General features: G+C 41.0%; 16 protein-coding genes and 2 pseudogenes. 5 read left to right on the forward strand and 13 right to left on the reverse strand.

The genetic code is table 11. The annotated features are described in order from the left end of the window. Positions 1-137 precede the first annotated feature (137 nt). The 3 genes from AC6IZ0_RS06235 to AC6IZ0_RS06245 form a co-directional block, all read right to left on the reverse strand. Positions 138-1934 (reverse strand): phospholipase D-like domain-containing protein, encoded by a 1797-nt coding sequence (locus AC6IZ0_RS06235; RefSeq protein WP_497725463.1) that lies wholly within the window; start codon positions 1932-1934, stop codon positions 138-140. Then, entirely contained in the window at positions 1912-6105 is a 4194-nt protein-coding gene (locus tag AC6IZ0_RS06240; protein WP_497725464.1) for a DEAD/DEAH box helicase, read from the reverse strand. Before AC6IZ0_RS06240 ends, AC6IZ0_RS06235 begins: the two co-directional genes overlap by 23 nt. 90 nt (positions 6106-6195) lie before the next feature. Next, positions 6196-7113, reverse strand: coding sequence for a histone deacetylase family protein (locus AC6IZ0_RS06245; protein ID WP_497725465.1), 918 nt, complete (start codon positions 7111-7113; stop codon positions 6196-6198). A gap of 74 nt (positions 7114-7187) precedes the next feature. On the opposite strand from AC6IZ0_RS06245, the gene AC6IZ0_RS06250 reads away from it, so the two are divergent. Further along, positions 7188-8231 carry a mechanosensitive ion channel family protein gene (locus AC6IZ0_RS06250; RefSeq protein WP_271732719.1) on the forward strand — a complete coding sequence of 348 codons (1044 nt, stop codon included), beginning with the start codon at positions 7188-7190 and terminating at the stop codon, positions 8229-8231. 10 nt (positions 8232-8241) lie between these two features. Here the strand turns inward: AC6IZ0_RS06250 and rodA are convergent. The 3 genes and pseudogenes from rodA to AC6IZ0_RS06265 all read right to left on the reverse strand — a co-directional run bounded on the left by rodA (position 8242) and on the right by AC6IZ0_RS06265 (position 11304). Beyond that, positions 8242-9557 (reverse strand): annotated as a pseudogene (gene rodA, locus AC6IZ0_RS06255) (rod shape-determining protein RodA). 72 nt (positions 9558-9629) lie between these two features. Next, positions 9630-10700, reverse strand: a complete 1071-nt coding sequence (locus tag AC6IZ0_RS06260) for an Mrp/NBP35 family ATP-binding protein (RefSeq protein WP_497725466.1) — start codon at positions 10698-10700, stop codon at positions 9630-9632. Positions 10701-10779: 79 nt separating this feature from the next. Then, positions 10780-11304, reverse strand: a complete 525-nt coding sequence (locus AC6IZ0_RS06265) for an SRPBCC family protein (RefSeq protein ID WP_271732725.1) — start codon at positions 11302-11304, stop codon at positions 10780-10782. A 338-nt stretch (positions 11305-11642) separates the two neighbouring features. Here AC6IZ0_RS06265 and hemF point away from each other — a divergent pair, with 338 nt between their 5' ends. Next, complete coding sequence (hemF, locus tag AC6IZ0_RS06270) at positions 11643-12689, forward strand: oxygen-dependent coproporphyrinogen oxidase (RefSeq protein WP_271732726.1); 1047 nt, start codon at positions 11643-11645, stop codon at positions 12687-12689. A gap of 326 nt (positions 12690-13015) precedes the next feature. After that, the gene (gene psb29, locus AC6IZ0_RS06275; protein WP_497725467.1) at positions 13016-13723 is read left to right on the forward strand and encodes a photosystem II biogenesis protein Psp29; all 708 of its coding nucleotides are present in this window, start codon (positions 13016-13018) and stop codon (positions 13721-13723) included. A 122-nt stretch (positions 13724-13845) separates the two neighbouring features. Here the strand turns inward: psb29 and AC6IZ0_RS06280 are convergent, their stop codons facing one another. The 3 genes from AC6IZ0_RS06280 to AC6IZ0_RS06290 all read right to left on the reverse strand — a co-directional run bounded on the left by AC6IZ0_RS06280 (position 13846) and on the right by AC6IZ0_RS06290 (position 15975). Continuing rightward, positions 13846-14208, reverse strand: coding sequence for a phage holin family protein (locus tag AC6IZ0_RS06280; RefSeq protein WP_271732730.1), 363 nt, complete (start codon positions 14206-14208; stop codon positions 13846-13848). Between the two features lie 412 nt (positions 14209-14620). Then, positions 14621-15190 (reverse strand): ExbD/TolR family protein, encoded by a 570-nt coding sequence (locus AC6IZ0_RS06285; protein WP_271732731.1) that lies wholly within the window; start codon positions 15188-15190, stop codon positions 14621-14623. A 44-nt stretch (positions 15191-15234) separates the two neighbouring features. Then, positions 15235-15975 (reverse strand): MotA/TolQ/ExbB proton channel family protein, encoded by a 741-nt coding sequence (locus tag AC6IZ0_RS06290; protein ID WP_271732732.1) that lies wholly within the window; start codon positions 15973-15975, stop codon positions 15235-15237. Between the two features lie 218 nt (positions 15976-16193). Between AC6IZ0_RS06290 and AC6IZ0_RS06295 the strand changes: the two genes are divergently transcribed. Then, positions 16194-16475 (forward strand): YkvA family protein, encoded by a 282-nt coding sequence (locus tag AC6IZ0_RS06295; RefSeq protein ID WP_271760425.1) that lies wholly within the window; start codon positions 16194-16196, stop codon positions 16473-16475. A 66-nt stretch (positions 16476-16541) separates the two neighbouring features. Here AC6IZ0_RS06295 and AC6IZ0_RS06300 read toward each other — a convergent pair. From AC6IZ0_RS06300 to trmB, 3 genes and pseudogenes are all read right to left on the reverse strand, one after another. Then, a pseudogene (locus tag AC6IZ0_RS06300) lies at positions 16542-19746 on the reverse strand (phosphorylase b kinase regulatory subunit alpha/beta). A 123-nt stretch (positions 19747-19869) separates the two neighbouring features. Continuing rightward, the gene (gene ygfZ, locus AC6IZ0_RS06305; protein WP_497725468.1) at positions 19870-20853 is read right to left on the reverse strand and encodes a CAF17-like 4Fe-4S cluster assembly/insertion protein YgfZ; all 984 of its coding nucleotides are present in this window, start codon (positions 20851-20853) and stop codon (positions 19870-19872) included. A gap of 47 nt (positions 20854-20900) precedes the next feature. Continuing rightward, a complete protein-coding gene (trmB, locus tag AC6IZ0_RS06310; RefSeq protein WP_497725469.1) occupies positions 20901-21548 on the reverse strand; it encodes a tRNA (guanosine(46)-N7)-methyltransferase TrmB in 648 nt (215 codons plus the stop codon). A 368-nt stretch (positions 21549-21916) separates the two neighbouring features. Here trmB and AC6IZ0_RS06315 point away from each other — a divergent pair, with 368 nt between their 5' ends. After that, positions 21917-23017, forward strand: coding sequence for a metallophosphoesterase family protein (locus AC6IZ0_RS06315; protein ID WP_497725470.1), 1101 nt, complete (start codon positions 21917-21919; stop codon positions 23015-23017). 1 nt (position 23018) lies between these two features. On the opposite strand, the gene AC6IZ0_RS06320 is transcribed toward AC6IZ0_RS06315, so the two are convergent. After that, a complete protein-coding gene (locus AC6IZ0_RS06320; protein ID WP_497725472.1) occupies positions 23019-24248 on the reverse strand; it encodes an FIST signal transduction protein in 1230 nt (409 codons plus the stop codon). Between the last annotated feature and the right edge of the window lie 323 nt (positions 24249-24571).

Genomic DNA, 24571 nt, shown 5'->3' on the forward strand with positions numbered 1-24571 from the left:
CCTAATGTAAGAATTGTATCGAATTAGACGAATTTTTGCATCTACATTTAAGTTAACTTATAATTTACAAATATTTAATAATAATCTCAGGAAGCACAAAGACAGCGATTATAAACAATGCAGAGGCTGTTTAATGCCTATTTTCGGGAATTTTTCGACTTAACCCCAGGGCGTGAGACTGATTGTTTCTTCTGATGCGGTAAATTTTGTGGTATAATGAACCTGTCGGGTGAGTCATCCTCCTGAGCAATATTCAGGCGGATAAAATCAGTCCATACTTGATTACTGAGTAAGTTTAAAGCGGTTTCCGGTTGATAATATGCTATGGTCTTGATGGTTTTACACCATCCCTGCTGTAAGGATTCCATAAAGGTTTCCTCCCCAGAAAGCTGATTCAACAGGGAAAGCGCCGAAGCTATAGAATCATTTAGTAAATTCTTTGAATTTAAATCTGTAATTACAATATTTAACCACTCTGGCAGAAGTTCCAACCAGTTGCTTTTTTTTATCTCCCTGAGTGCGATATTTTGCATACCTAGGAAACCCCACACAGACAAAGACTCTACAGCTAATTGCAAATCACGGTTTTCTAAAGCTATACCCCATTGAGTTTGTGCATGATTTTGGCAACGAGCAACCAGAAACTGATATGCTTCCTCAACTTGCTGGGGAGCAGTGACTTTATAAACAGACTCACCCTGTGGTAAATATTCCCCACCACAAGAAACCCAGTCATAAAATCCACAAAAATAAGTTTCTTGATCAACTATAACCTCTTTGACATGGGAATCAGCCAGACAGAAAAGTTTTACAGATGATAAACAGTGAGGTGTTTTGAGAGAGCGTAATTTTTCTAGAACATCTGCTGGTGAAATTCCATATGCGATTAAAACCCGTACTCCATCATTAGTCAACTTTTGCAACAGCGTTACAAATTCGTTATTGATAATATCTTGACTCAAACAAGGAGAATAGATGATAATTTGCCGTTTAGCAGAATTTAAAATTTCCCGAAAAGTGGGAGTAATTTCCCCATCGCCTAACTTTAAAGCTGTTGGGGTAAGTTTTTCTAATCGAGATTCTATTTGAGTATTTTTATAATTAAGAGTAGCTTCACGCTCCTTAACGGCTTCATCGGATAATTGACATAAAGCAAGATACGGTATTTTACCTTTACCTTGCAATACTTCCATGCGTTGTGATGCTGATGCCGAAATTTGCTTACCGCTTCTAATTTCGATCCTGAGTTTTTGTGTGACAGCATCGCAAATTACAAACAGTGATATACTTTTCCAGATAATTTGCGCTGGGGCTAAAACTTTACAGTGAGTAACAATTTTACCTAATTCTGGGACATGAAAATCTAAACCTGATAACTGAATACATTTCTGGATTTTTTCAATGCTTAAAGCAGGTATATCATTAATTTTACGGGCAATTTTGATAAAATCTGCTAAATCAGGTAAATTTAACGAGACATCATCCCAGGGTTCAGTAGAAAATATCAGCTTTCCTTCCAAAGCATCGGAAACAGCATATATTTCTACAGGATATGCAGGTTGTGGTACAGAACCTTGGGAGTAAAAAGTTCGTCCTTGATTTGTAACTGTAATGGGGGATGTTGCGGATAAGGTTTCCAACCTTTGCAAATTGGCTGCGGTACTGCGGACAAATATAGGGTCAAGTCCTAATATGGATGCTAATTCATCTTCTGTGGGTGGAGGTGAAAACTCAATTCCAGCACGGATAATAAATTCTTCGAGTACATTAAATTCCCGGGGTTCCTGGATAGATATTTCTACAGGAGTTTGATGTAAACTATAGCGAAATTCATGGGCTGCTAAAACTGATAAGTGAGGATTTTGGGCGGTAATTTCCTCTACTAAATTTATGAGTTTTTTGTCAATAGGTTTAGCCGCAGCACCTAGAAACATCAACGAAACCTCCTTGACGATTTACAGTACGGGAAATATCTAAATACATATCTCCAACTTTTCCACCTTGACGGGTAAATAAATCATGACAACCTACAATTACTAGTAGTTCTTGGACGCGAGAAAAAGCTACGTTTACCCGTTCTGGTTTATTCGCAAAACCAACATCACCTTGATGATTATTCCGAACCATACTCACAATGACCACAGGGCGTTCCATTCCCTGAAATCTATCCACTGTCCCTGTGCGAATTTCCAAAGAAGGAAATAGTTCCGGTTGTAACCGTTGCTCAATTTTTTTCAGTTGTGCGCCATAGAATGTAATGACTGCAATTTCCTTTTTGGGTGCACCATTGGCGATTTTAGCAGCCCAAGTATGCTCGAATTGCTGACACAGGCGTTCAATTATATCAACTTCGCGAGGATTAAAATAGGAAGTATTTTCCCGTTCTTCTTGGAATTCCAGATTCCTAGGGATGTTTACCCAGATAAGATGGTGATTTTGGTCGATAATTTCCCCTGTTAAATTATGGGCGCGTTGGCTGTCAGGTGCTAAAAGCCCACATTCTAATTTACCCTGATAAAATTGATTGATGGCTGCCATAATGGAGGGGTGCATTCTATATTGGGTAGTCAACATTTGTTTAATGCTTTTGTCAGCAGCTTCAAACTGAATTTTAAATAATGATTCTTCTAAAAATTGCAGTTCTGATTTTGTGCTCCCCAGTGACTGAGCAACTTCTGCTACTGTGCTAGTATCAAGCATGGGTGGTAATTGGCGATGGTCACCTACCAAGACCAACTTTTTGCCTTTTAAAGCTGGAATGAGTAACTCTGGTGGGGTACATTTACTGACTTCATCGATGATGACCACATCAAAGGCTTTAAATTCTTGGGTAAAGTTGTAATTTGCAGCTTGGACACAAGTGATACCGACGACGTTAGCGTTATCTAAGTAAATGCGTTTTAAGTCGTTGCGATCGCGCTCTGAAGGATTTTTGACTTTAGCAATCCAATCTTGGGTAAAATCTTGGTAGCGGTTGAGATAAGTTTCTTCTTGACTCAGTTGGTTTTGCCAAGCATCAAACTGGGCTGTGATAGTCTGTAAAAATTCCCGATCAAATAAGCCTAAATCAAGATTTTTTGGCTTTAATTTATCAGGTATGGTTTCCCAGAACTGTTTCCACCAATTTCTGGATAAAATTAAATCCTCTGTGGGTTGTATTTCGGGTTGTTGATTTAATTTTTCCAGTTGGCTTTGGGTTTCTTGCAGTTTGTGTTGAACCTGTGTGTTTTGTTGTTGTATAATTAGCACTTTTTCATCTAAAGATTTTTTAATTACCTCCAAGACTGCAACAGGTTGAATGGAACTGATGAGAGTTTCTAAATTGTGGAGATGACCCAACCCAGTATTGACATGAGTAGCAAATTCTTGAGGATGTTGCCAAATTTTTGCTGGTGTTGTCAGATATTCTGTCACCAAACCGCGTAATTTATCAGGGACATTTTGCTGTTGGTTGAGTAACTGCAAAATCTTGATCACCTGTTCTACTTTTATTTGAGATGAAGTAGCGGATATTTGCTCTTGGGTGGTTCTCTCCAGTTGAGTTAGTTGCTGTTGGAGATACTCCAGGTGTTTTTCAGTTTCAGTTTTAACTCGTGCGACACATTGACGCGCATTGGTGAGAATATCCGCGAGTAATTCTTCACTAACCCGCTTCAGGGTAGAGTCGAGGTGATTTAATTCCCAAACTGTACCATAGACTGACTGCATTCTCAGCAAAAACAACTGGGTGTTTTCCACCAGTAATTGGCGCTGATGTAGGTTCAGGAGTTGATAGTTACTAAACTCTTCGTATATTTTACGCCATTGAGTGCGATCGCTCCCAGATAGGATGATGGGAATTTGACTAAAACTTTGCTCTACAAAGTAACTAAAACTGTGCCGTTTACCGATTCTATCAACAAAGCCCCCCTCCGTTTCATAAATAAAGGCTTTTGCTAAAGCTGACAAATCTGGCAAATTCACCTGATATTTCTGAGGTAATATAGGTAACTTTAACTGCTGGGCGAACAGCAACAAACCCAGTGGTAACTGTAGCAATTCCGGCGTTAATATTTGTCCCGACTGCTGGCATTCTTTAATTATTTGATATAATACAATAGGTGCTGTAAACTTCCATTCTTTCACAGCTGCAATCACATAATCAATCTCGCGTTTACGGTTTTGCCAACCTTGAATTGTCTGCTGTAAATTTTGCTGTTTACCTAGAAATTCCTGCTCATTAATGGCTGTTGAAGAATATTGGGAAATCGGAGATACTGCTTTGACAAGCTCCGACATTGCCACAATTATATCTTGGGCGTAATGGAATGCTGTTTTAAAATCAGCTAATTGAGTAGCTACATTTTCACACAACCAAAATGCTAAACCAAATGCACCATGAGCAGGACGGACTAAACCCAGTTTATCAGTCCACTTGATAGCTTGACCCACATTGGTCAAAAAATCAGCGACTGAAGTATTATTTTCTGTATATAAATGAAGATGTGGTAAATAATTTTTAACTTCTGGTGCATCCCAATTAATATTTGGCGCATTTTTGAGTACATAATCTAACCCTAATCCAATGGATTGTAGCTGATTTTTTTCAGATAAACTTTCCTGATAAATGTCTGCTATATTTTTACAGCTTGCTGCTAAAATTTGCTTTTGCTGATTTAATTGATTTTGTTGCTGATTTAGTTCCTCTTCTAACTGTAAATAATCTGTAAATTGTGGTAATGCTAACAACAAATCAGCCAATATTTTCACATTTTCCCGACGTTTAGCCAGACTATTTTCACAGTCATTCGCCGTATTTTCCAGCCATGTACCAATAACTTGATCTTCTAAAAATGGCTGTCCTTCTTCCCCCACTTTGTGGGCGCGTCCTTTGCGCACCGCGCGGATAACTGGGTTGTGAACTAATCGACTCAGAGCATTATCCACCGCTAAATTAGCTTGAGAAGCGATAAGAGTACGTCCACCCCGCCGGGCTATTTGATAACAAATTTCTGCAATTACAGTAGTTTTACCAGTACCGGGGGGACCTTGGATGAGAACTAAATCTTCAGCTGCTAAGACCTTCTCCACAGCTGCTTTTTGTCCAGCATTAGCAGAAGATAATAATAAATCATCCCCTTGCAGTCCTACGGTTTTCTTAATACACCTGGACTGGGAAGCATCGAATAAAAAGTTACCCAAGTAAGGATTTTGAGTGTGTCCCTGCTTTAATTGTTCTAAAGCTTCCTTCTTGCGCCTAACTTGTTGAATATCACCAGCAGCATCAAAAAATAAAAATCCCTTCACTGGTATTTGATAACGTTGTGTAGCGATATATTCCGCTACTTCCCGTTCTAATTTGACTTTGATTAAACAATTTTTCACATCAACTTGATCAATTGTACCTAGTTGAGGAATTTTGTAAGTTAGTTTCCCTATAGGAACAGTTTCCGCAAGTTTAACTTCTTGGTTTTTGGAACGTTTTACCCGTTCCCAGAAACTGGAGACATTTAAATAATTTTCTTCAGCACCATCGAGAGTAGCCGAGGTAACATCTACTTCAAAGGTAATATCTCTGCTGTTACGCCCATAATTATTACTGACAAATGCCACACAAAACTGACGGGATTTAGCAATATTTTCCTCAACTTGTAAAAATGCTTTCCAGGCTTGTAACTGTTCTTCTGTGGGTATATGCTCACCGCAAATAGGCATTTTGTCCATGCGTGCTAATGCAAGTTTAGGAATACCTAAACGATGTTGAGCATGAGACAGCAAACGTAAGGTAAAAGCAACAGAGTAACCATCAGCCTGTCCGCGGGAAAGTGGCAAAAACCGAATTGATAAAATTTTTAAACCGCCTATTCCATCCTGGGAAATAGCTGCAATTAAACCTAATGTTTTACCTTGCTTTTCCATCTGTTTAGGTAAGGGAAAATCATCTCTATCAGTGGCAATTGTTAACTGCCAAATTTCCTCATCTTGATGTTTTCCTGCACCTTGACGACGCACATAAAACAGACAAACTTCCTCACCCAATAAATCAATTATCTCATTTTGAGCCACTGAATTAACACATTTATAGCTCCAGGTTTGGTAATTTTGCTTGTGGGAAAAAGTGGGCATAGATACAGTGGAATTTACTGATGTGTGAGATAATATAGTTTAGCACCTGGGAAAAAACAAAGAACCACTGCGCCAAGGTGGGGAACTAATTTATAGCCTATACTGATGATAAACCTGAGTAGCAGCACGATGTAACAAAGAGTGTCGCCAAACCAGAGACCTCATATCATCGGCGTAACCCCCTCCAATAACACAAGCTACAGGATAACCAGCACCCACGCAGGTACTTAAAACCTGCATTTCCCGGCGGAAAATTCCCGTATCACTCAGGGCTAATTTTCCTAAGCGATCGCCGATATGAATATCTACCCCTGCATCGTATAATACTAAATCAGGGCGAATGTTGGACAGCAAATCTGGTAAATAATTCGCCAAAGTCTGTAAATATTCGTCGTCTTCCATTCCCACCCTCAGGGGAACATCCAAATCACTGGTTTGTTTAGTACCAGGAAAATTAACTTCACAGTGCATGGAGAAAGTAAACACACTCTCATCTGTTTGGAAAATGACAGCTGTACCATCCCCTTGATGCACATCTAAATCCACAATCAGAACTTTTTGCACAAGTCCGAGTTTTTGTAACACTCGACAAGCGATCGCTAAATCGTTGAAAATACAAAAACCAGAACCATAACTAGGAAAAGCATGATGAGTACCACCAGCTGTATTACAAGCTAAACCCTGACTCAGTGCCATCTGGGCAGTAAGTATTGTACCACCAACCGCGACGCAAGTACGATTTACCAGTGCTGGACTCCAAGGTAACCCAATACGACGCTGTGCTTTCGGTTCTAGTGTTCCCTCGCAGTAAGCTTGAACATATTCTGGAGTATGAACCAACTTAATTAACTCGCGGTGTGGGGGTAATGGTGTGTGAAATTGTGCTGTTTGCGCTACACCGTCAGCTAACAGCAATTCATAGAGTTGTCGGAACTTGGACATCGGGAAGCGATGCCCTGGTGGTAATGATGTAATATAATCTGGATGGTAAATAATTGGCAGTTCCATAATCTAAAATTACCAGTAAATCAGGCAAATAGACAAGCTAGAATTTAGCAAAAATATAAAACTCTAAATTAATTATGCAGCAATGGATTGTACCAATAGTATTTATTCTCCTTGGCTGGATGGCTGGGTTGATTGGTGAAAAAGTTTTTTTTAAAAAACTCAGAGAATTTGTTCTTGAAAAGCAGATACCAGGCGGTGAAATCATATTTACAGCTTTACACCGCATGACATTTTTTTGGTTTTTGCTAGCAGGTTTCTCAGGGGCTTTTTTGTATTCTTCCCTGAATATCAACAATGATATTAAAATTATCCTGCAAAAAATAATTACCATTTTATTACTTTACTCAGTCACCTTAGTCTTAGCTAGATTGACTGCTGGTTTTGTAAATTTATTCATACAGAGAACAGCAGGAGTACCTGCATCTTTAATTTCTAATTTAGCTAAGATTGGTGTTTTCATCTTGGGAATACTCATCCTCCTGCAAACTATAGGTGTGCAAATTACACCCATAGTTACAACTTTAGGAGTTGGTGGTTTAGCCGTTGGTTTGGCGCTCCAAGATACATTGGCTAATTTATTTTCTGGTTTTTATCTGATTATCTCTAAGCAAGTGAGAACTGGAGATTATCTGAAATTAGATGATGGATATGAAGGTTATGTTACAGATATCAATTGGCGGAATACAACTATTAAAGAGATTAAAAATAATATTATTGTTGTTCCTAATTCTCGCCTAGCATCAGCGATTTTTACTAACTATCACCTACCAGCTAAGGCAATTACTTTAATCATGGATATCGGTGTCGGTTACGAAAGTGATTTAGAAAAAGTAGAAATAGTGACTGTAGAAGTAGCCAAAGAAGTGATGGCAGAAATTGCCCCGGAGTTAATAGAAAATGAACCTATTATTAGATTTCATACCTTTAATGATTTTAGTATAGATTTTAAATTATCTATGCGGGTAAATGAATATTTTGACCAGCGCATTGCGAGACACTTACTAATTAAGAAATTACATAAACGTTATCAACAAGAAGGAATCCAAATCCCCTTTCCTGTCAGAGAGGTTTATTTCCATAATCAGGGATCTGAAAATTCAAATCTTGATGTAAACTAATTCACCGCCCTCAAAAATAATACTTTTTTCGTTGTCGAAAATTAGCTACCGACTGCACTAAACCCAAAGCAATGAAATTCGTCAACATAGCCGAACGTCCGTAACTCATCCAAGGTAGGGGAATTCCTGCTACAGGGGCTAAACCAACAGTCATCCCTATGTTAACAATTAGCTGAAATAATATCATTGACAAAACCCCAATAGCTAACAATGAACCAAAGTTATCTTTAGCAGTTTCAGCTATACGTAATAGGCGAAAGCAGATCAAACAGAAGACGAAAAGCACCACTAAACAACCCACAAAACCCAGTTCTTCCCCCACGGCGGAGAAAATAAAGTCTGTATGTTGTTCGGGAACAAAATTTAGTTGTGTCATCGGACCTTTAAACAAACCCCATCCCCAAACTTCACCAGCACCTATAGCGATGCGAGACTGGTGTTGATGATAACCAACTCCAAAAATATCGTGTCCTGGTCTGAGAAATACAGTTAGGCGGTTTTTCTGATAATCCCTCAATATATGCTCCCAGACAAAAACTCCCAATTCACCACCTAACAAGTTGAGAACTGATGCGCCAATACCATTGAGGGCAGATTTCCGCCAGGGAGAGTATACCACCCTACAATACCCATAGCCACTACCCAAACTAACCCTAAAACTCCGAAAGATAATATGTTAAATACATTTACTGGCTCTGACAAAGGCCAATTTATACTAAACAGAATAGCAGAAATTATCGGCGAAATCATCAGCACCAGCCAGCCAGGATGAGCATTTGCCCAGTACAGCATTCCTAAGACGATGGCACCAAACACCAAAGATGTGGCCAAATCTGGCTGTAAAAATACTAATCCCCAAGGAATAGCAGTAATTGCCAAAGTCCGAAATACACTTTCCAGGGTGGAAGCTGTGCGCTTGTGTAATACAGCCGCTAAGGTGATAATCAGTCCGATTTTGGCAAATTCCGAAGGCTGGACGTTAAACCCACCAATGCTAATCCATCGCTGCGCTCCTTTCGCGCTGGTACCAATGATCATGACCGCGATCAGACTGAGATTTGTGAGTGCGTATGTTACCCAATGCCAGTGCATCAGATTTTCATAACGGCTACGAGCTAAAAACAAGGCTATCACAACGCCAATAGCTGCTACCAACCAGTGCCAGAACCAGTCAGTCACCGGTTGTCTTAATTCCGTACTCAATATCATTAAGCCACCAAATGTACTAATGCCTATAGTCAGCCAAAATAGCATCCAATCCATTTGCTGCCAGGAATTCAGCCAATGTTGCCGGCGAATTTGGGGGATAAAACGTTTGAAGATCATGTGCAAATTTATATTTAATATTGAATCTGCATTCCTGGGCTATTACCCAGGAATCAAAAAAGAACTACTTGATTATGTCAGAGCGGCAACTGATATTTTACCGGCGATATTTAGAGCGATCGCTTTTAATGCTTGTGCTGAGGCTGAATCTGGATCTGCTATAACTATTGGTACACCACTATCACCACCGACTCTGGTGGAAATCTCCAGAGGAATGCACCCCAGTAAAGGTACTCCCAACTCAGATGCTGTCTTGGAACCCCCACCGGAACCAAAGATGTCATAGTGCTTATCTGGCATATCTGGGGGAATAAAGTAGCTCATATTTTCTACGATTCCCAACACAGGGACATTCATTTGCTGGAACATTCGCAAACCTTTACGTGAGTCTAACAGGGCGACATTTTGTGGTGTAGTAACAATTACAGCGCCTGACATCGGCACTGCCTGGGTTAAAGTTAATTGAGCGTCACCGGTTCCCGGTGGCATATCGACGATTAAATAATCCAGTTGTCCCCATTCCACTTGATAGAGAAACTGGCGAATCACACCATTAAGCATGGGACCGCGCCAAATCACTGGCTGGTCTGGGTCAATCAAAAAGCCCATTGAGACTAATTTGACACCGTGATTAAAAGCAGGTTCGAGAATGTCACCTTTATCTGTGGAACGCACAACAATTTCAGCATCAGCTAGCCCCAGCATAGTTGGGTCATTCGGTCCGTAAATATCGGCATCTAGCAATCCCACTTTTGCCCCTGTTTGTGCTAAAGCTACAGCTACATTCACCGCTACTGTGCTTTTACCAACACCGCCTTTACCGCTGGAAACAGCCAGAATATTTTTCACCCCAGTAATCCCAGTCCTATCTGGTAAGCTTTTTTGTTGGGGTGTTTCTGCAGTAACATCTACACTTACCTCTGTAACACCAGGTAGCTTTTTAATGGCTTTTTTGCAATCTTCAACGATAAATTCACGTAGGGGACAAGCTGGTGTGGTTAACACCAAAGTAAAGCTAACCTTGCCATCCTCAATTTTGACGTTGCGAATCATATTCAGTTCCACCAAACTCTTGCGGAGTTCTGGGTCTTCTACCGGTCGCAAAACTGCTAAAACTGACTCGGAATCAAGAACATCGTACATACTCTTGTAACAAAATTTAAGAAAATTTTATGATCATCTAATATGATCTTAACTTTGTTTGGGAAGTGGTCTGGATTCCCTAAAAATCAAAACAACTATCATGGAGTGATTTTTTCTTCCCTGAGACTGTTGCTAATCCAGCCTTTTCTACGTATTCCACTAAGGAACGTGCTACACGATCTGCATAAGGGCGTGATAATGACCAAATTAGGGGGGACAACCAACCCCGGAGAGTGACTGAATAAGATAAACAAGTACCACAAACTGTAGACTCTACTCGGTAAGTAACTCGTTCTTCGATACCTGGAATCGCCATGACTCGGATACTTAACATTTCATGAGGTTTAACACCCTCGACAAAAATCCGGATGGGAATAGGCGAAAAGCGGGTGATGGCTTGGTAAATTAATCCCGGTTTGGGTACTAATCCATAGGGTACATTAGTACTCTTGAGCAGAGGATGCCAGGAAACATCTGTTAAATCTACTACCTTTAGCCAGAGATCATCTACGGATGCAGAACTAATCTCTCGATACGTTCGCACCAGAGAAGCGCAAAACTGACGACGTTTGCGGTGGATGCATTTGGATAACCAACTTCGCATTTGCCTCATCCTCCTTCCTATGCAGCTGCTGATGACTCTGGTATGGTGAATCAGATTACCTCAAAGTAGAGATCGCTCATAGGGTCATTCACCAGAGTCTGGTGTTGATACCAGAATGTTTACATCAAGAAGTACAAAAAAAACTCAGTTAATATACAAGCCTATACGCATTTGAGGGAAAATAACTCTAGTCATGCCCATCAATCTTGTAAATGCTGACAAGTAAGACAAAAGCAGATTAGGCAAATTAAGCCGATAAATTGGCTGGATTTGTCCACAAATTTGAGAATTAACAAGTTTGTGGCTTTTTAGAAAATGTAATTTAAGTCTTGGAATCTATGTTGACTAATTCGCAAACGCCAACTGTAGACGCAACACCATCCCAGTCTTTACCTCCAACTGATTCTCAGTCGAGGGTAAGTCAGTTTATGAAACAGTTACAAGATGAAATTACCCAAAAACTGGCAGCAGTAGATGGTGTAGGTAAGTTTCATGAGGATAGTTGGGAACGTCCGGAAGGAGGTGGCGGGCGATCGCGTGTGCTGCGTGATGGTGCAGTATTTGAACAAGCTGGTGTAAATTTCTCTGAAGTTTGGGGTTCTCATCTACCCCCATCAATTTTAGCCCAGCGCCCAGAAGCCTCAGGACAGGGTTTTTATGCTACAGGTACTTCACTGGTACTACACCCCCGCAATCCTTATGTGCCCACAGTTCACCTGAATTACCGCTATTTTGAAGCCGGACCAGTGTGGTGGTTCGGTGGCGGTGCTGATTTAACTCCTTATTACCCCTTTGCTGAAGATGCTGCGCATTTTCATAACACACTTAAGCAAGCTTGTGACCAACATCACCCAGACTATTACCCAGTGTTTAAGCGCTGGTGTGATGAATATTTTTACTTGAAACATCGGAACGAAAACCGTGGTGTCGGTGGGATATTTTTGGATTACCAAGATGGCCAGGGTATGTTATATCGCGGTCCTGACCCCAATGGCCAAGCGGCTATTTATAGCCAACAAGTGGGGGCACCATCAACCCGCAATTGGGAAGATTTATTTGCTTTGGTGCAAGATTGTGGTCGGGCATTTTTGCCTGCATACACGCCCATTGTGGAACGGCGACGGGAAATGGAATATGGCGATCGCGAACGGAATTTCCAACTCTATCGTCGCGGTAGGTATGTAGAATTTAACTTGGTTTATGACCGAGGCACTATTTTTGGACTCCAAACCAACGGACGTACAGAATCTATTCTCATGTCTTTACCTCCTTTGGTCCGTTGGGAATACGGTTACCAGCCAGAACCCAATACTCCAGAAGCCGAGTTGTATGAAATTTTCCTCAAACCGCAAGATTGGGTCAACTGGACAACTAAAACTCAATAAAACCACTGCTAATTCCCCATCTAGACTCATGTTAGATGGGGATCAACGTCCAGGGATGGCGAGCAGAGTGTCAAATCAATCCCCCTGTGGTTTTCCTGTATCCGTTTCAAAATCTCAAATCTTTGTAGGATTGTCAAAATATTAGCTGGCTCGCCAAACAAGGGCTAAAGATGTCCATAGACAAACCAAACTCAATACTTACCCAAGGCAATTAAATTTGGACAAAAACTTATAAATGATACGGATCGGAAACCTGAACTTGGCAAAGTCACCTTTAAGCGACAAAATGTAATAACGTCGCTCTTAACATTCTTAACATTTTATTCGTGAATAACGTCCGTACTGTCTCAGATACAAAACGAACTTTTTACTCCCTGCACACCCGACCGATTAACACCATTTATCGTCGGGTAGTTGAAGAGTTGATGGTGGAAATGCATCTGCTATCAGTCAATAGTGGTTTTACCTACAATCCAATTTATGCCTTGGGTGTAGTCACCAGCTTTGACCGCTTTATGCAAGGCTACCAACCAGAACGAGATCAGGAATCGATTTTTAATGCCTTATGTCGGGCTGTGGAACAAGAACCGCAACGTTACCGAGAGGATGCCCAACGGCTGCAAGCTTTAGCCCAAGACCTACTAGTACAGAATTTAATTGCTTGGTTAAGCCAAGCCACTCATTTAGATCGAGATCCTGATTTACAAGGACAACTCCAAGCGATCGCCAACAATTCCCAGTTTAAATACAGCCGCTTATTTGCGGTTGGTTTATTCACATTATTAGAACAGTCGGCTCCTGAGTTAGTCAAGGACGAAAAACAACGAACCGAAGCATTAAAAACCATTGCGGCTGGTTTACATCTATCTGATGAAAAACTTACTAAGGATTTGGAACTATACAGTTCTAATCTAGAAAAGATGGCTCAAGCCCTGGTAGTTATGGCAGATATGGTATCTGCTGATCGCAAGAAACGCGAACAGCGTCAACAACAAACTACGACCCCAGTTGCTCCCCCATCTGTAACCGAATAGCCACTATAATTCGTAATTCGTAGTTCTTGCTCAGGAACAAATTTGATTGTTTCCATTCATAAGTTGAGGATTTGCTACCTCAATTAATTAGGAATTACGAACTACGAATTAATCCTTTTTTCCTAAACACCTAATAATTTGTAAATCAGGCTGTTGATGATACTCAAGGCAAAAGCTCCTAGTACAGCACTCCAGATGCCAAAACGTAAGCGGAACCCCTCTACTAACCAAGCCGCAATACTAAAACACACAACGGCAATCATAAAGGTGAAAATGCCGGATAATAAGTTGAAGGTGAGTAAATCGGGGACTGTAAATATGAGGCTTAAAATAGGTCTCACTACTGCTGTGACAATACCCAGAACTGCGGCGGAAAAAAATGCCTTTTGTGGAGAGTCAATTTCCACTCCCAAAGGGAGCTTACTAATAATCAATAAGCTGATAGATGTTACCAACCAAACAATTAAAAGCGTCACAATATTCATGCCACAACCCTTGAAACGTGAACGGTGATCGGCGCTAAATTACTAAGTCTGACCAGGGATAAATTTTTGAAGCTTAACCAATTATTTATAAATTAACAGATATTTTTATCTAAACATACTTTATTCCAGATATCTTTAGGTTTAACCCCTTCGAGTTGGGCGGAAAATACACCCATCTCCTAAGAGGATGTTTGTCAAGTCATGATTAGTGTATCAAATATTGTTTGACCCCTCCCTAACCCTCCCCTTGTCAGGGGAGGGGACTGGATTTTATTGTTTTTTGTGTGTTCCCCAATCCTTGCCAATCCTTCGCTGTTCCCTGTTCCCTGTTCCCTGTTCCCTGTTAAGCAATAAGAGGAGTTAGGGGTGAGGTTCCATACTTAATTAAAACCTCACGTTCAGGGGAATTGTATTACCTTTGAGGTGTGGGAGGAGTTTCAGGTGCTATAGGGACTTGGGGCGCTAGTTCATTGGGTAACACTGGGGACTGGACATCAGGATTTACCCCCGGAACTGGTGCCATGGGAAAATTAGGTAGATTAAATGAGTCACTGGTTAATGGGGCAGGTCCTGGTATAATTCCCAAGGAAACGCGATCGCCACCTACTTGCCGCATCAAGTCTAAGATTGAAATTACATCATTATAGGTTGCTGTACGAGATGCATTTAACACCAAAGTTCCACTAGGGTTAGCGGCGAGATATTGCCTTAAGTTTTGTACTAACTGATCTCGTTGTACAGGCTGCTTTTCTATGTAAAGATTACCTATAGCATCAAGAGTGATAATGCGAGTGGCATTCTCTGAGATGAGACCAGTGGCTGTACTTGTACTAGCTTTAGGTAAATCAATATTAATCGCCTGTTGTCGAGTAAATTGCAAAGCCGCCAACAGAAAAAACGTCAGGATGCAAAAAACGACATCAATTAAGGGGAGGATTTGAATTTGTGTTTCTTCAACTGGGCTCTGTAAATTAATTTTCATACCTGGGTTGGGTGTAGAATTTTTAACTATTGCTCAGAATCTAACTACTCAGTTGCATTGGGGGGTTGAGGAGCTTCACCAAAAGGGTTTTTATCTTTCCTGCGGGGAGGAGTATTACTGTCTTGTAAAGACTCGGCAACCATGAGAGAATTAATTTTTTCATAGTCAGGGGGAGACTGGCGATATAACAATTCCATGTCATTACCCGCTTTACGAAAAATTTTCACCTGGTCAACTACAAAACTTTGAAATAGGCGATAAAAGACCAAACTGATAATGGCCACTATTAAGCCAGTAGCGGTACTAATTAAAGATTCACCAATACCAGTAGTGACACCAGCCGTAGATTCGGTTCCTAAATCACCAATGCGAATTGAACGCAAAGATTGGATCAAACCCAAAACCGTACCCAGCAATCCCAACAGAGGAGACAGGGCGATGATAACTTCTAAGAGTTTTTCACCCCGGCGCATCCCGGCTAATTCATCTTCGGCGGTGGACTCCAATGCTAATCGAAAGGTTTCCGGATCACTTTTGTGTAAGCTTAAGGGGGCATAAAGAAAGCGTCCAATGGGTTGATGGCGGGACTTTCTAGCAATATCCGCCGCTACTTCCCAACTATCTTTGGCAGTATTTAATACACGATCCACAATTTGGTTTTCTTGGGTCATAATTCTTAGCCAGAACCACAGACGCTCAAAAATCACAGTTATAGATATAATCGACAGCGCCAGCAAAGGCCACATAGCCGGGCCGCCCTTTTCAAACAAATCTAAAATATCCACTGTTAGGGTTCCCCTTTCGATTTCAACAGCAACTATCCTAAAGCACTTTAATTCTCAAGATTAATGCATAATTACATATTCCTCTACAAAATCTTCCGGCAAATATTTAGCCCAGGAAAATTACTAGCGTCTTCCATACTACCTGGGACGGTTATTCCTACCGGTAATTTATCTGAGAGTTTGTCAAAATTAATTAATAATAACTGGAGGGTAAATACATGAAATTTCCAATCCAATTACTATACAATTGGTATCGTAATTTGCTACGTAATCCTATTTATCGGTGGTGGGTGATTTTAGGGACACTGGTTTATATTCTTAGCCCTATAGATATCTCTCCCGACTTCATACCCATTCTCGGACAAATTGATGACTTTTTACTTCTGTCTATAGTTTTTTCCGAGGTGTCTGGGTTAGTGCTCTCAGGTTGGAAGGCGCGTCAGGGTTCTGAACAACCTAGTACTGAAACTGTTGATGTTGATGCGGTGTCTGTGGATTGAAAAATTTCCACGCCAAGGTACGCAAAGACGGATATTTCTCTGCGACTCCTTGGCGTCAATCTGGATTTAAATATCTTTGACAAATTCTGTTAAGAATCTTAAGGCTTTCAATATATAACTTACACAATCTTGAGGAGAGGTATTATAAAAGCATTGCCAGGCTGAAGCTTTATCTTCATCATAGCGATCGCCTCGTTCGGGATGCTGTTCTAACCATGCTAATCGCACCGCATGGCCAATTAATACATCTAAAACTATATACTCCTCAATTTGTAAGCTGGGATTATTGGCGACAATTGTGGCTAATTCCATCAAGGCTTCAACATTGACTTGGCGGTATTCTGGAGCCTCAATTTTATTGAGTAAATGCTCAACTCTCAGGGCAAAGTTCTTTTCCCCGGCTGTCATTTCTGATAAAATTAACTCACTATCTAAACGATTGCGACGCTCTAGTTTATCGCCAATCACAATTCCTTTACAATGTTTCATTAATCGCCAAACCTGCTGGAAGAAGTCTTTAGGGACTCGGTTTAATGCTCCTTCGCCTTGGCGAAATCTCCGCCAACCACCCGGGGGGACTGTGCTTTGTTCTTTTTCGGTTGTCGGTAGCACTACCCAAGCAATATCGCTTTCTTTTTGCTTGATGTGCAGTGATTCCTGTTGGCGTAATAATTTACTAATACCTGTATAACCTCTTAATACTTGATGCAAGCGCATTTTCACTTCAAAGGGTGACAGTTCCATCAATTGTTCATAGGCTTCATCTTGAGTGACACCCAACTCTTGTGCTAATTCACTGGTAATTAATAAGATCAGATAGCCGACTCTCAGAGTTAGCAAACCTTTAAACAGTTGAGGTTCTGATCGCATTAACACCCCAAGATAGATAATAATTTCTTGTGTGAGGACGCGATCGCGGATATCTTCCCGACAGAAATGATTTATTTTCTCAGTGATTTCTCGGTGGGACATAGGCACTATCATCAGTGATGACTGACTGTAAGCCCTACCCACAGCAATTTGTTTACCTCTGACCAAAATACTCGTGACTGTATCTGATAAGCCAATATCAACCATTTGTCTTAATCCCGCAGCGCGACGTACCACCGCCCAAATACCTAAATTACCGGCTTTGGTGTAGACTTCATCTAGTAAATCACCCACGGTGACAGTATGCTGTGGACCCCCAAGACCTGTATCAAAAGTTAATCCCTCCAAGCGAGTTAAAGTTTGTAATAATTCGATTTGTTCATAGATATTTGAGGAAGAGCGCAAGGAAGCCAGCAAAAATCCCAAGTTAGTCTCGCACTCCATCTGAAATTCTTGGGTATTTCCTAACCGTCCCCCAGGATGATAAGCCAGATAATAGCAAGGGGGGGCAGCATTTTGCATTGGCAATTGGGAGAAATCTGCATCTGGGAGAAAATCAATCCTTTGCATCCCCGCTGTTAGCATCAGTTGATTGAGTCGTCCCAATTTTACCTTTACACCATTACACACACCATCTTTAAGTTCCTGCATCAGTTCTAATAAAGCCTCAGAACCGATTTCTAACATGCTATGGGTTAACATTAAAGTTAGAGTAGGACGACCTAAATCAATCCAATAATCTCGAATATAAGCGAGTTCACTTCTGATTTGATCCAGTAAAAAATGATAATCAAGGGTTAAATAAAACTGTTGGGAATCTAAAAACGAAGGTAAAAATACAATTGTCTCTCCGTGAATCCGAAAAAATCGAGATGTGTTCAAACTCCGTAACCGCCGCACAGGACGACCTGTTAAACCCAGTTTATCATTACGTCCAATTTGAGTATAAATAGCCGAAAGTTCCTCGGCTTTTCTGACTTGAATTGGTTCTACTTGCTTAGGTGTTTGAGTTTCAATTCCATGGACTTCTAGTTTAGCTTGTAATTCTTCATCCTCAGCTAGTAAGGCGATTTGTACTAAAGCCTCGCGTTTTTTACCTATACATAAATGTCTTCCTAATGGGTCAATATCCCCCACCGCGATTAATCCTTCATCTAATAGTTGACCGAGAAAATATAAACTTTGCGCCCAGACTAAGGGGATGTTTTCATTAGGTAAGCGAGTTTGACTGTGGGGGGTTAATTTCTCCGCTGCTACATTTTCCGCTGGGACATAATACAATTCTGGTAATAAACCCACCCCATCACGTTGAATGAGTAATGACTGCAAACGTTCCTGGTACTCTTTAACTTGCTGACTGTCTCCACGGAACAAACCATCGAGAAATAAGTAAGTAAAAAATAACGGCCACTCGCATTCAATATGCTCAAATTGCTTCAGTTCCCAAGGTTCATAGTGTAAGCGTTGATTATCTTCTAAAACGGTTTGGTGTCCATCCCGTAAGAAGCGTTTGCAGCCATATTTTCCTTGCAGTTTACGAATAATATCATTCAATGTGCGATCGCGTAATTGCACATTTTCTACTGCAAAAGCAGGATAACTAATAATACTTAACAGTGCGCCATCAATTTCTTTAGAAGCTGATTCTCTAGGTAATAAAGATTCTAAGGTAATTCGGGCGCGAGCAATTTCATCTGGTAGCACATGAATAACTGATGCTTCACCACCACGCACACCAAACAAATTTAGACCATTGATAGCTTCTAAGGCGGATTTAGCCATACCCACGGAACTAGCATTGAGTTCAGCACTACCATGATTAATTTTATTACCTCGTTCCCAGATGCCATAATCTGGTGTGCGGTAAGCGCGTCCAATGTAGTAAACCAGGTTTTGGATAAAATTTACTTCATCGATGGTATAAATAATTTGCAATCCTGAAGCGGTCATTTGTGCCAGCATCAGTAAAAATATAGATGTAGCATCAATTTGTAAATGTCCCCATTCATCATCCCCAACCACAATGTCGGCGGTAGCTGTGTTGTATTTGGCGTGTAAGCCATCTAGGAGTGACTGAGTATGTTTAAATTTCTCGACTTTATGGGATTGACGCAACATCGCAAATAGTAGGCCTCGCATCAATTTGGTGACGCTATGCTCTAGTTCATAGGTCCTGTCCCTTGTCTTCGTCAGTCTTGCGATATGCCAGTGCTAAACCCCAAACTGCTAAAATGCTGTAAACATTATCTCTTACCCAAGCATCTGTATAATCACCGTGGGCGGTGATGGTTGTACTCGCAGGAAGTAACCCGGTAATTGGATTCTGACGCGCGAGGATGATTGTCTTGATTTGCTGGTAGTAATGTTCGAGTCTTGTTTGCAGTTCGGTGACTGTTTGCATAATCTTAATTTTAGGAAACTCAGGCGTAAGAATATGTGGGGTAAATTGTATGGATCACAGGAGAGTAATTAACCATAGATGGGTCTGTCATGATTGACAGATTTTGGATGTAAGCCCTCTGGGTTATTGAGGGTATTGGTGAGAAACAAAGGGTACTTTTACTACTTCACCTTCTGTTTCTCCTATCTGGACTTTTAAGCCAATACCACCAGCTTTGCTGCGAATATAACCTAGTCCAAAGTGACCATTGACGGTTGCGGTGTAACTAGTAAGTTTACCGACTTTTTCATCGCCAATGGCGATCGCACTCCCCACTGATGCAGGTGCATTCAGACGTATGCCCCATAAGTGCTGTTTTATACCTTTATATGTATTGAGCCTAGCGATGGTTTCTTGACCGATGTAGCAACCTTTGTTAAAGGAAATTGTTTGCCATAAGCCAACTTCTAGGGGGTTATAATCATCTGTTAGTTCTGCATCGGGGGCTGGTCTTCCTTGTAAAATCCGTAATGTTTCCCAGGCACTATTCGTCAATTCTACCGCCCCTAGTGCTACAATCTGTTGCCATATTTTCTCTTTCTGTGCAGCTGGCATAATAATTGTATATCCCGGTGTAGCCAAGCCACTACCCACGGCAATCATGAGTCCGTTAACTAGTTGATGATTACCATAGGCTTGACCAATAATTGCACCAGCACCCAGCTGTTCTACAATATTATGACTCTGGGCACCCATGAGGCTCAATGTAGATGTTTCATCTGTGACATCTGTCAATTGCACTTGATCAGCAAAAAAGATATACCGGTCTAACCATTGCATCAGCAACTCCCGACGGCTAGGGGAGGTAAGTAACAGCACTGCATCCTCTAAAATGTATGCAGTTACCAGGTCAATGGTGCGAGCGGTGGATGATACCATCACAGTATCACAGCCCTGTCCTGGCCTGAGTCTGTGAAAATCGTTAGTACTTTGATTGTGTAAAAACCGGATACGGTCATCATCAGAAACTCGTATACGCCCCCAGTGGGAGCGATCGCATACAGCAACCCTTTCTGTTGCGGTTTGAATGGCTGCTGTGTGTTGAGCGTCAGTTGCAGATGTTGACATGGTGATGAAGAGTTGCTCTGTTTTACAGTTATGAGGCTTACATTTAATTAGGTTACTACAATTTTTCTCACAAATGCAGCCCTATATACCGATTCACCTTTGTTTTGAGTCGCTATTTCCCGTTCTGTGGGTACTGGTAAAGGGTTTTGTGTTAACCATTCTTCTGTACCTAGTCGTTCAAAGGCGGGATTTTCAGCAAACAGATCGCGCATTTGACTGGCGACGAATTGAACATCTGACTGCAAAAACACAACCCCCCCAACGGTCAGATAATCAGCTAATTCAGCCACTAATTCCGGTTGTACTACCCGGCGTTTAGCATGGCGGCTTTTAAACCAAGGGTCGGGAAATTGAATAGTTACACGCTGTAAAGTTCCCGGAGTCAACGAGGATAACAGCGATCGCAATGAGTTATTTACATTGCAAAATAAATAATGGAGATTAGTTAAACCCAATTCACATAGTAACTGGTTCGCCTCCACTACCAAAGGTTCTCGAATTTCTAAACCCAGAAAATTCCAGTTGGTTTCTATCTGCGCCATTTTCAACAAAAATCTGCCCCTAGCGCAGCCAATATCTAGATGTAGTGGTTGGTTTGGCTGTGTATAAACCTTTTCCCATTCTATAGCATTTGCTGGCGTTTGATACTTTCTTGCCAGTGGGTTAACGTGTTGTCGCACTCTGACTACTGCCAAAATTAATACTCCTTTTATTACTTACCAACTTGATTTTAATATTATAAATCTTCTAAATTTGGCATTCTATAGCCTGTCCTTCCCCCCTTACTTTTCACATTATGGGCTTTCCAACTATTAGATAAATCGATAATTATCAGTTTATCTTTTAATAATTTGAGCTATTTTAAGGGGTTTCACGAATTACTAAAAATCTTTAATTCTTATTGTTTTAGTCAGCTATAGTAAAGAATTAATTAACCATAGCTATGATGGCGAACAGATAGGAAAACGTTACAAAAGACACTTATAACAGGTTTTACCAGCAAGGGTTATACTTTTTATAAAAGAGTTTTTCTATCTAGTTTTTAACATTATCCTCCAAATCAATGGCTTTAAATTTTCGCTTTGCCGTAGTTAGCGACCTACATATTACCCTTCCTCATACTATTTGGGATCATCCTAGCCGATTTCATCTGGTGGAGGTGAGTATCCCTGCTTTTGAAAGCGCAATAGAACACTTAACACAACTTAATATAGATTTCCTCTTGCTTCCCGGAGATTTAACTCAGCACAGTGAACCAGAAAATCATATCTGGTTGCAAGAAAGATTAGGGAAGCTACCTTTTCCCACCTATGTTGTTCCTGGTAATCATGATGTTCCTGTGGTGATGGCCAATGGCCAATCAATTGGGTTTGCTGATTTTCCCCAATATTACCGCAAGTTTGGCTACGAAAATTCCGACCAACTTTACTATACACAGCAACTGTTGCCAGGAGTACGACTAGTTGGACTCAATTCTAACTTTTTTAATGACCAGGGTGAGCAAGTAGGGCGTTTGGATACTCAACAACTGACATGGTTAGAAGAGATACTCACAGCAGCAGGTAATGAATTGGTGCTGGTAATGGTACATCATAATGTGATTGAGCATCTACCGGAACAATCGCGCCATCCTATAGGTAAGCGCTATATGTTAGAAAATTCTGCGCAATTATTGCAAATTCTGGGTAATTATGGCGTTAAATTAGTATTTACAGGACATTTACACATTCAGGATGTTGCTTACTCCCAAGGGGTTTATGATATTACTACTGGTTCCTTAGTGAGTTATCCTCATCCGTACCGGGTTTTCCAGTTTCAACAGGATAACTACGGTAGAGAGTGGTTACAAATTCAATCACACCGGGTAGAAACAGTACCTGATTTCCCCCATCTGCAAAATTTATCACGTCAGTGGATGGGCGATCGCTCTTTCCCCTTCCTGGTGAAGTTATTAACTCAACACCCCTTAAACCTCCCATTGACAGTAGCGGAAAAAATAGCTCCTGATCTGCGGGACTTTTGGGCCAATGTTGCCGATGGAGACGCTTTATTAGACTATCCACAATTTCCCATAGAATTACGTCGCCATCTTCAGACCTATGGTGCAATGACTAGTGGTATTCCGACTCTAATTGATAACCACAGCACTCTCCTGTTAGGGTAGGTTAACTAATCATGGGGCGACAAATTGCAAAAACTGAGGTATAACCATGTACAAATGTATTCCCCCCAACAGGCCCTATTTCCCCATTACAGAAAAAGCCACCTATCGGTATATGATGAATGTAGCGCCTAAATAACTCCGAATCAAAGTTGGATTGGCCATAAAGACCTTGACCACGACCCAGACAGGAGAACATGAAAGCCGCCGCCGGTGGAAAAATTTGTTGCTTTTGATACCCTTCTAAGAGTAATTCTAAGTCTTCAGCGGAGGCTTGGGCATCACGCAGTTGGAATTGTAGGCGTTGACCAGGACGGATGACATCGCCAATGGCGATCGCTCCAGCAGAGGGATCTACCCCCAAGATGCTACGAATTAAAAAATCTCCCTGTTGTAAAGATAGCTTAAACTCGTCCATCACTAGACCCACAAACAGAGAACGCTGTGCCAATATCCGCTCTTCTTCACTCAGGCTAGCAATCAAATCTCGTAAAACCATCAGCGGCACTTTTTGATCTAGTTCCAGAATGATATTACGTTCAGCCTTTGTGACCTGCATTGGCTGGCCGATGGGTCGGCATCCTTGAGCTACAATAGTTTCTAAAACAATATTGCCACTCAAAGCCAAGCCTACCGTTCCCTCACGATAAAGTCGTTGATGTATCCCCTGGGTGTCATGGCTACAAAATAGAGATATTTGACTACTTCCACCCCCAGAGCTAGCCTGTCCCCCGACTATTACCGAGCCAGGGTAGGCAAAATCTAACCCCTGCAATAAATCATTGATTCTTGAAGAAAAGGCACTAGACAGTAAAATAAATTGGGGGGTAGGTGATGGTTGCACACCAATTAAATCTATCCAAGCATCTGGTGAACTATCCATGTCAGGTAATTCTTCTCCGAGCACATGAAAAACTTCCACATTCACACCTGGTAGATATCCCAAGGTAAGACTAATAGCAGGTTCTCCCTCTAATTCTTGAGGTTCGCCTGTAGCTGTAGTCCCAATTACCCCCAGACCACTACACCCAATCATTACAGGTACGGAAAGTTTTTCAGCCAACAGGGGTAAAACTCGGGAATACTCACTCGCAAAAGCAGACGAAATGAATATCACCCCCAAATCCGCAGGTACTGTTAATGACGACACAGCCTGTTCTACTACATCTGTAATAGCTGCTTCTAAAGAAGGACGGGTTGATAGGGCATTTGCCCACTGCATTTGCTCTGCCATGAATTTTAGGCTGTTTTTTTGTTACTATAGTTAGTAGTATTAGTAGTATGTGATTTTTCCCCTACTACATATGTTCAAGTACCATACATTGACACCGGATGATCAGATATTGGTACTTAGGAAACTTATTATACAATATAACAGCGGGATTAATTCTACTCTTGGCTGATATTTACCCGCTGCCATCAGGACTCTTAAAAATGCCTGTCTTTAGTTTACCTTGTTGTTGTTCTTTTAATTTTGTATTGATCATGGATGATTAAGCTAAAATACTTAACGTAACAGGTTAAGTAGTTAGAATGGTGGACGAGCTAACCACAAGA

The organism is Anabaenopsis sp. NIES-4685, assembly GCF_059725405.1.

Bases quoted from the DNA above. Each gene is read 5' to 3' on its own strand.
- AC6IZ0_RS06235 (WP_497725463.1), bottom strand. From the start codon at position 1,934: ATGTTTCTAGGTGCTGCGGCTAAACCTATTGACAAAAAACTCATAAAT.
- AC6IZ0_RS06240 (WP_497725464.1), bottom strand. From the start codon at position 6,105: ATGCCCACTTTTTCCCACAAGCAAAATTACCAAACCTGGAGCTATAAA.
- AC6IZ0_RS06245 (WP_497725465.1), bottom strand. From the start codon at position 7,113: ATGGAACTGCCAATTATTTACCATCCAGATTATATTACATCATTACCA.
- AC6IZ0_RS06250 (WP_271732719.1), top strand. From the start codon at position 7,188: ATGCAGCAATGGATTGTACCAATAGTATTTATTCTCCTTGGCTGGATG.
- AC6IZ0_RS06260 (WP_497725466.1), bottom strand. From the start codon at position 10,700: ATGTACGATGTTCTTGATTCCGAGTCAGTTTTAGCAGTTTTGCGACCG.
- AC6IZ0_RS06265 (WP_271732725.1), bottom strand. From the start codon at position 11,304: ATGCGAAGTTGGTTATCCAAATGCATCCACCGCAAACGTCGTCAGTTT.
- hemF (WP_271732726.1), top strand. From the start codon at position 11,643: ATGTTGACTAATTCGCAAACGCCAACTGTAGACGCAACACCATCCCAG.
- AC6IZ0_RS06280 (WP_271732730.1), bottom strand. From the start codon at position 14,208: ATGAATATTGTGACGCTTTTAATTGTTTGGTTGGTAACATCTATCAGC.
- AC6IZ0_RS06285 (WP_271732731.1), bottom strand. From the start codon at position 15,190: ATGAAAATTAATTTACAGAGCCCAGTTGAAGAAACACAAATTCAAATC.
- AC6IZ0_RS06295 (WP_271760425.1), top strand. From the start codon at position 16,194: ATGAAATTTCCAATCCAATTACTATACAATTGGTATCGTAATTTGCTA.
- ygfZ (WP_497725468.1), bottom strand. From the start codon at position 20,853: ATGTCAACATCTGCAACTGACGCTCAACACACAGCAGCCATTCAAACC.
- AC6IZ0_RS06315 (WP_497725470.1), top strand. From the start codon at position 21,917: ATGGCTTTAAATTTTCGCTTTGCCGTAGTTAGCGACCTACATATTACC.
- AC6IZ0_RS06320 (WP_497725472.1), bottom strand. From the start codon at position 24,248: ATGGCAGAGCAAATGCAGTGGGCAAATGCCCTATCAACCCGTCCTTCT.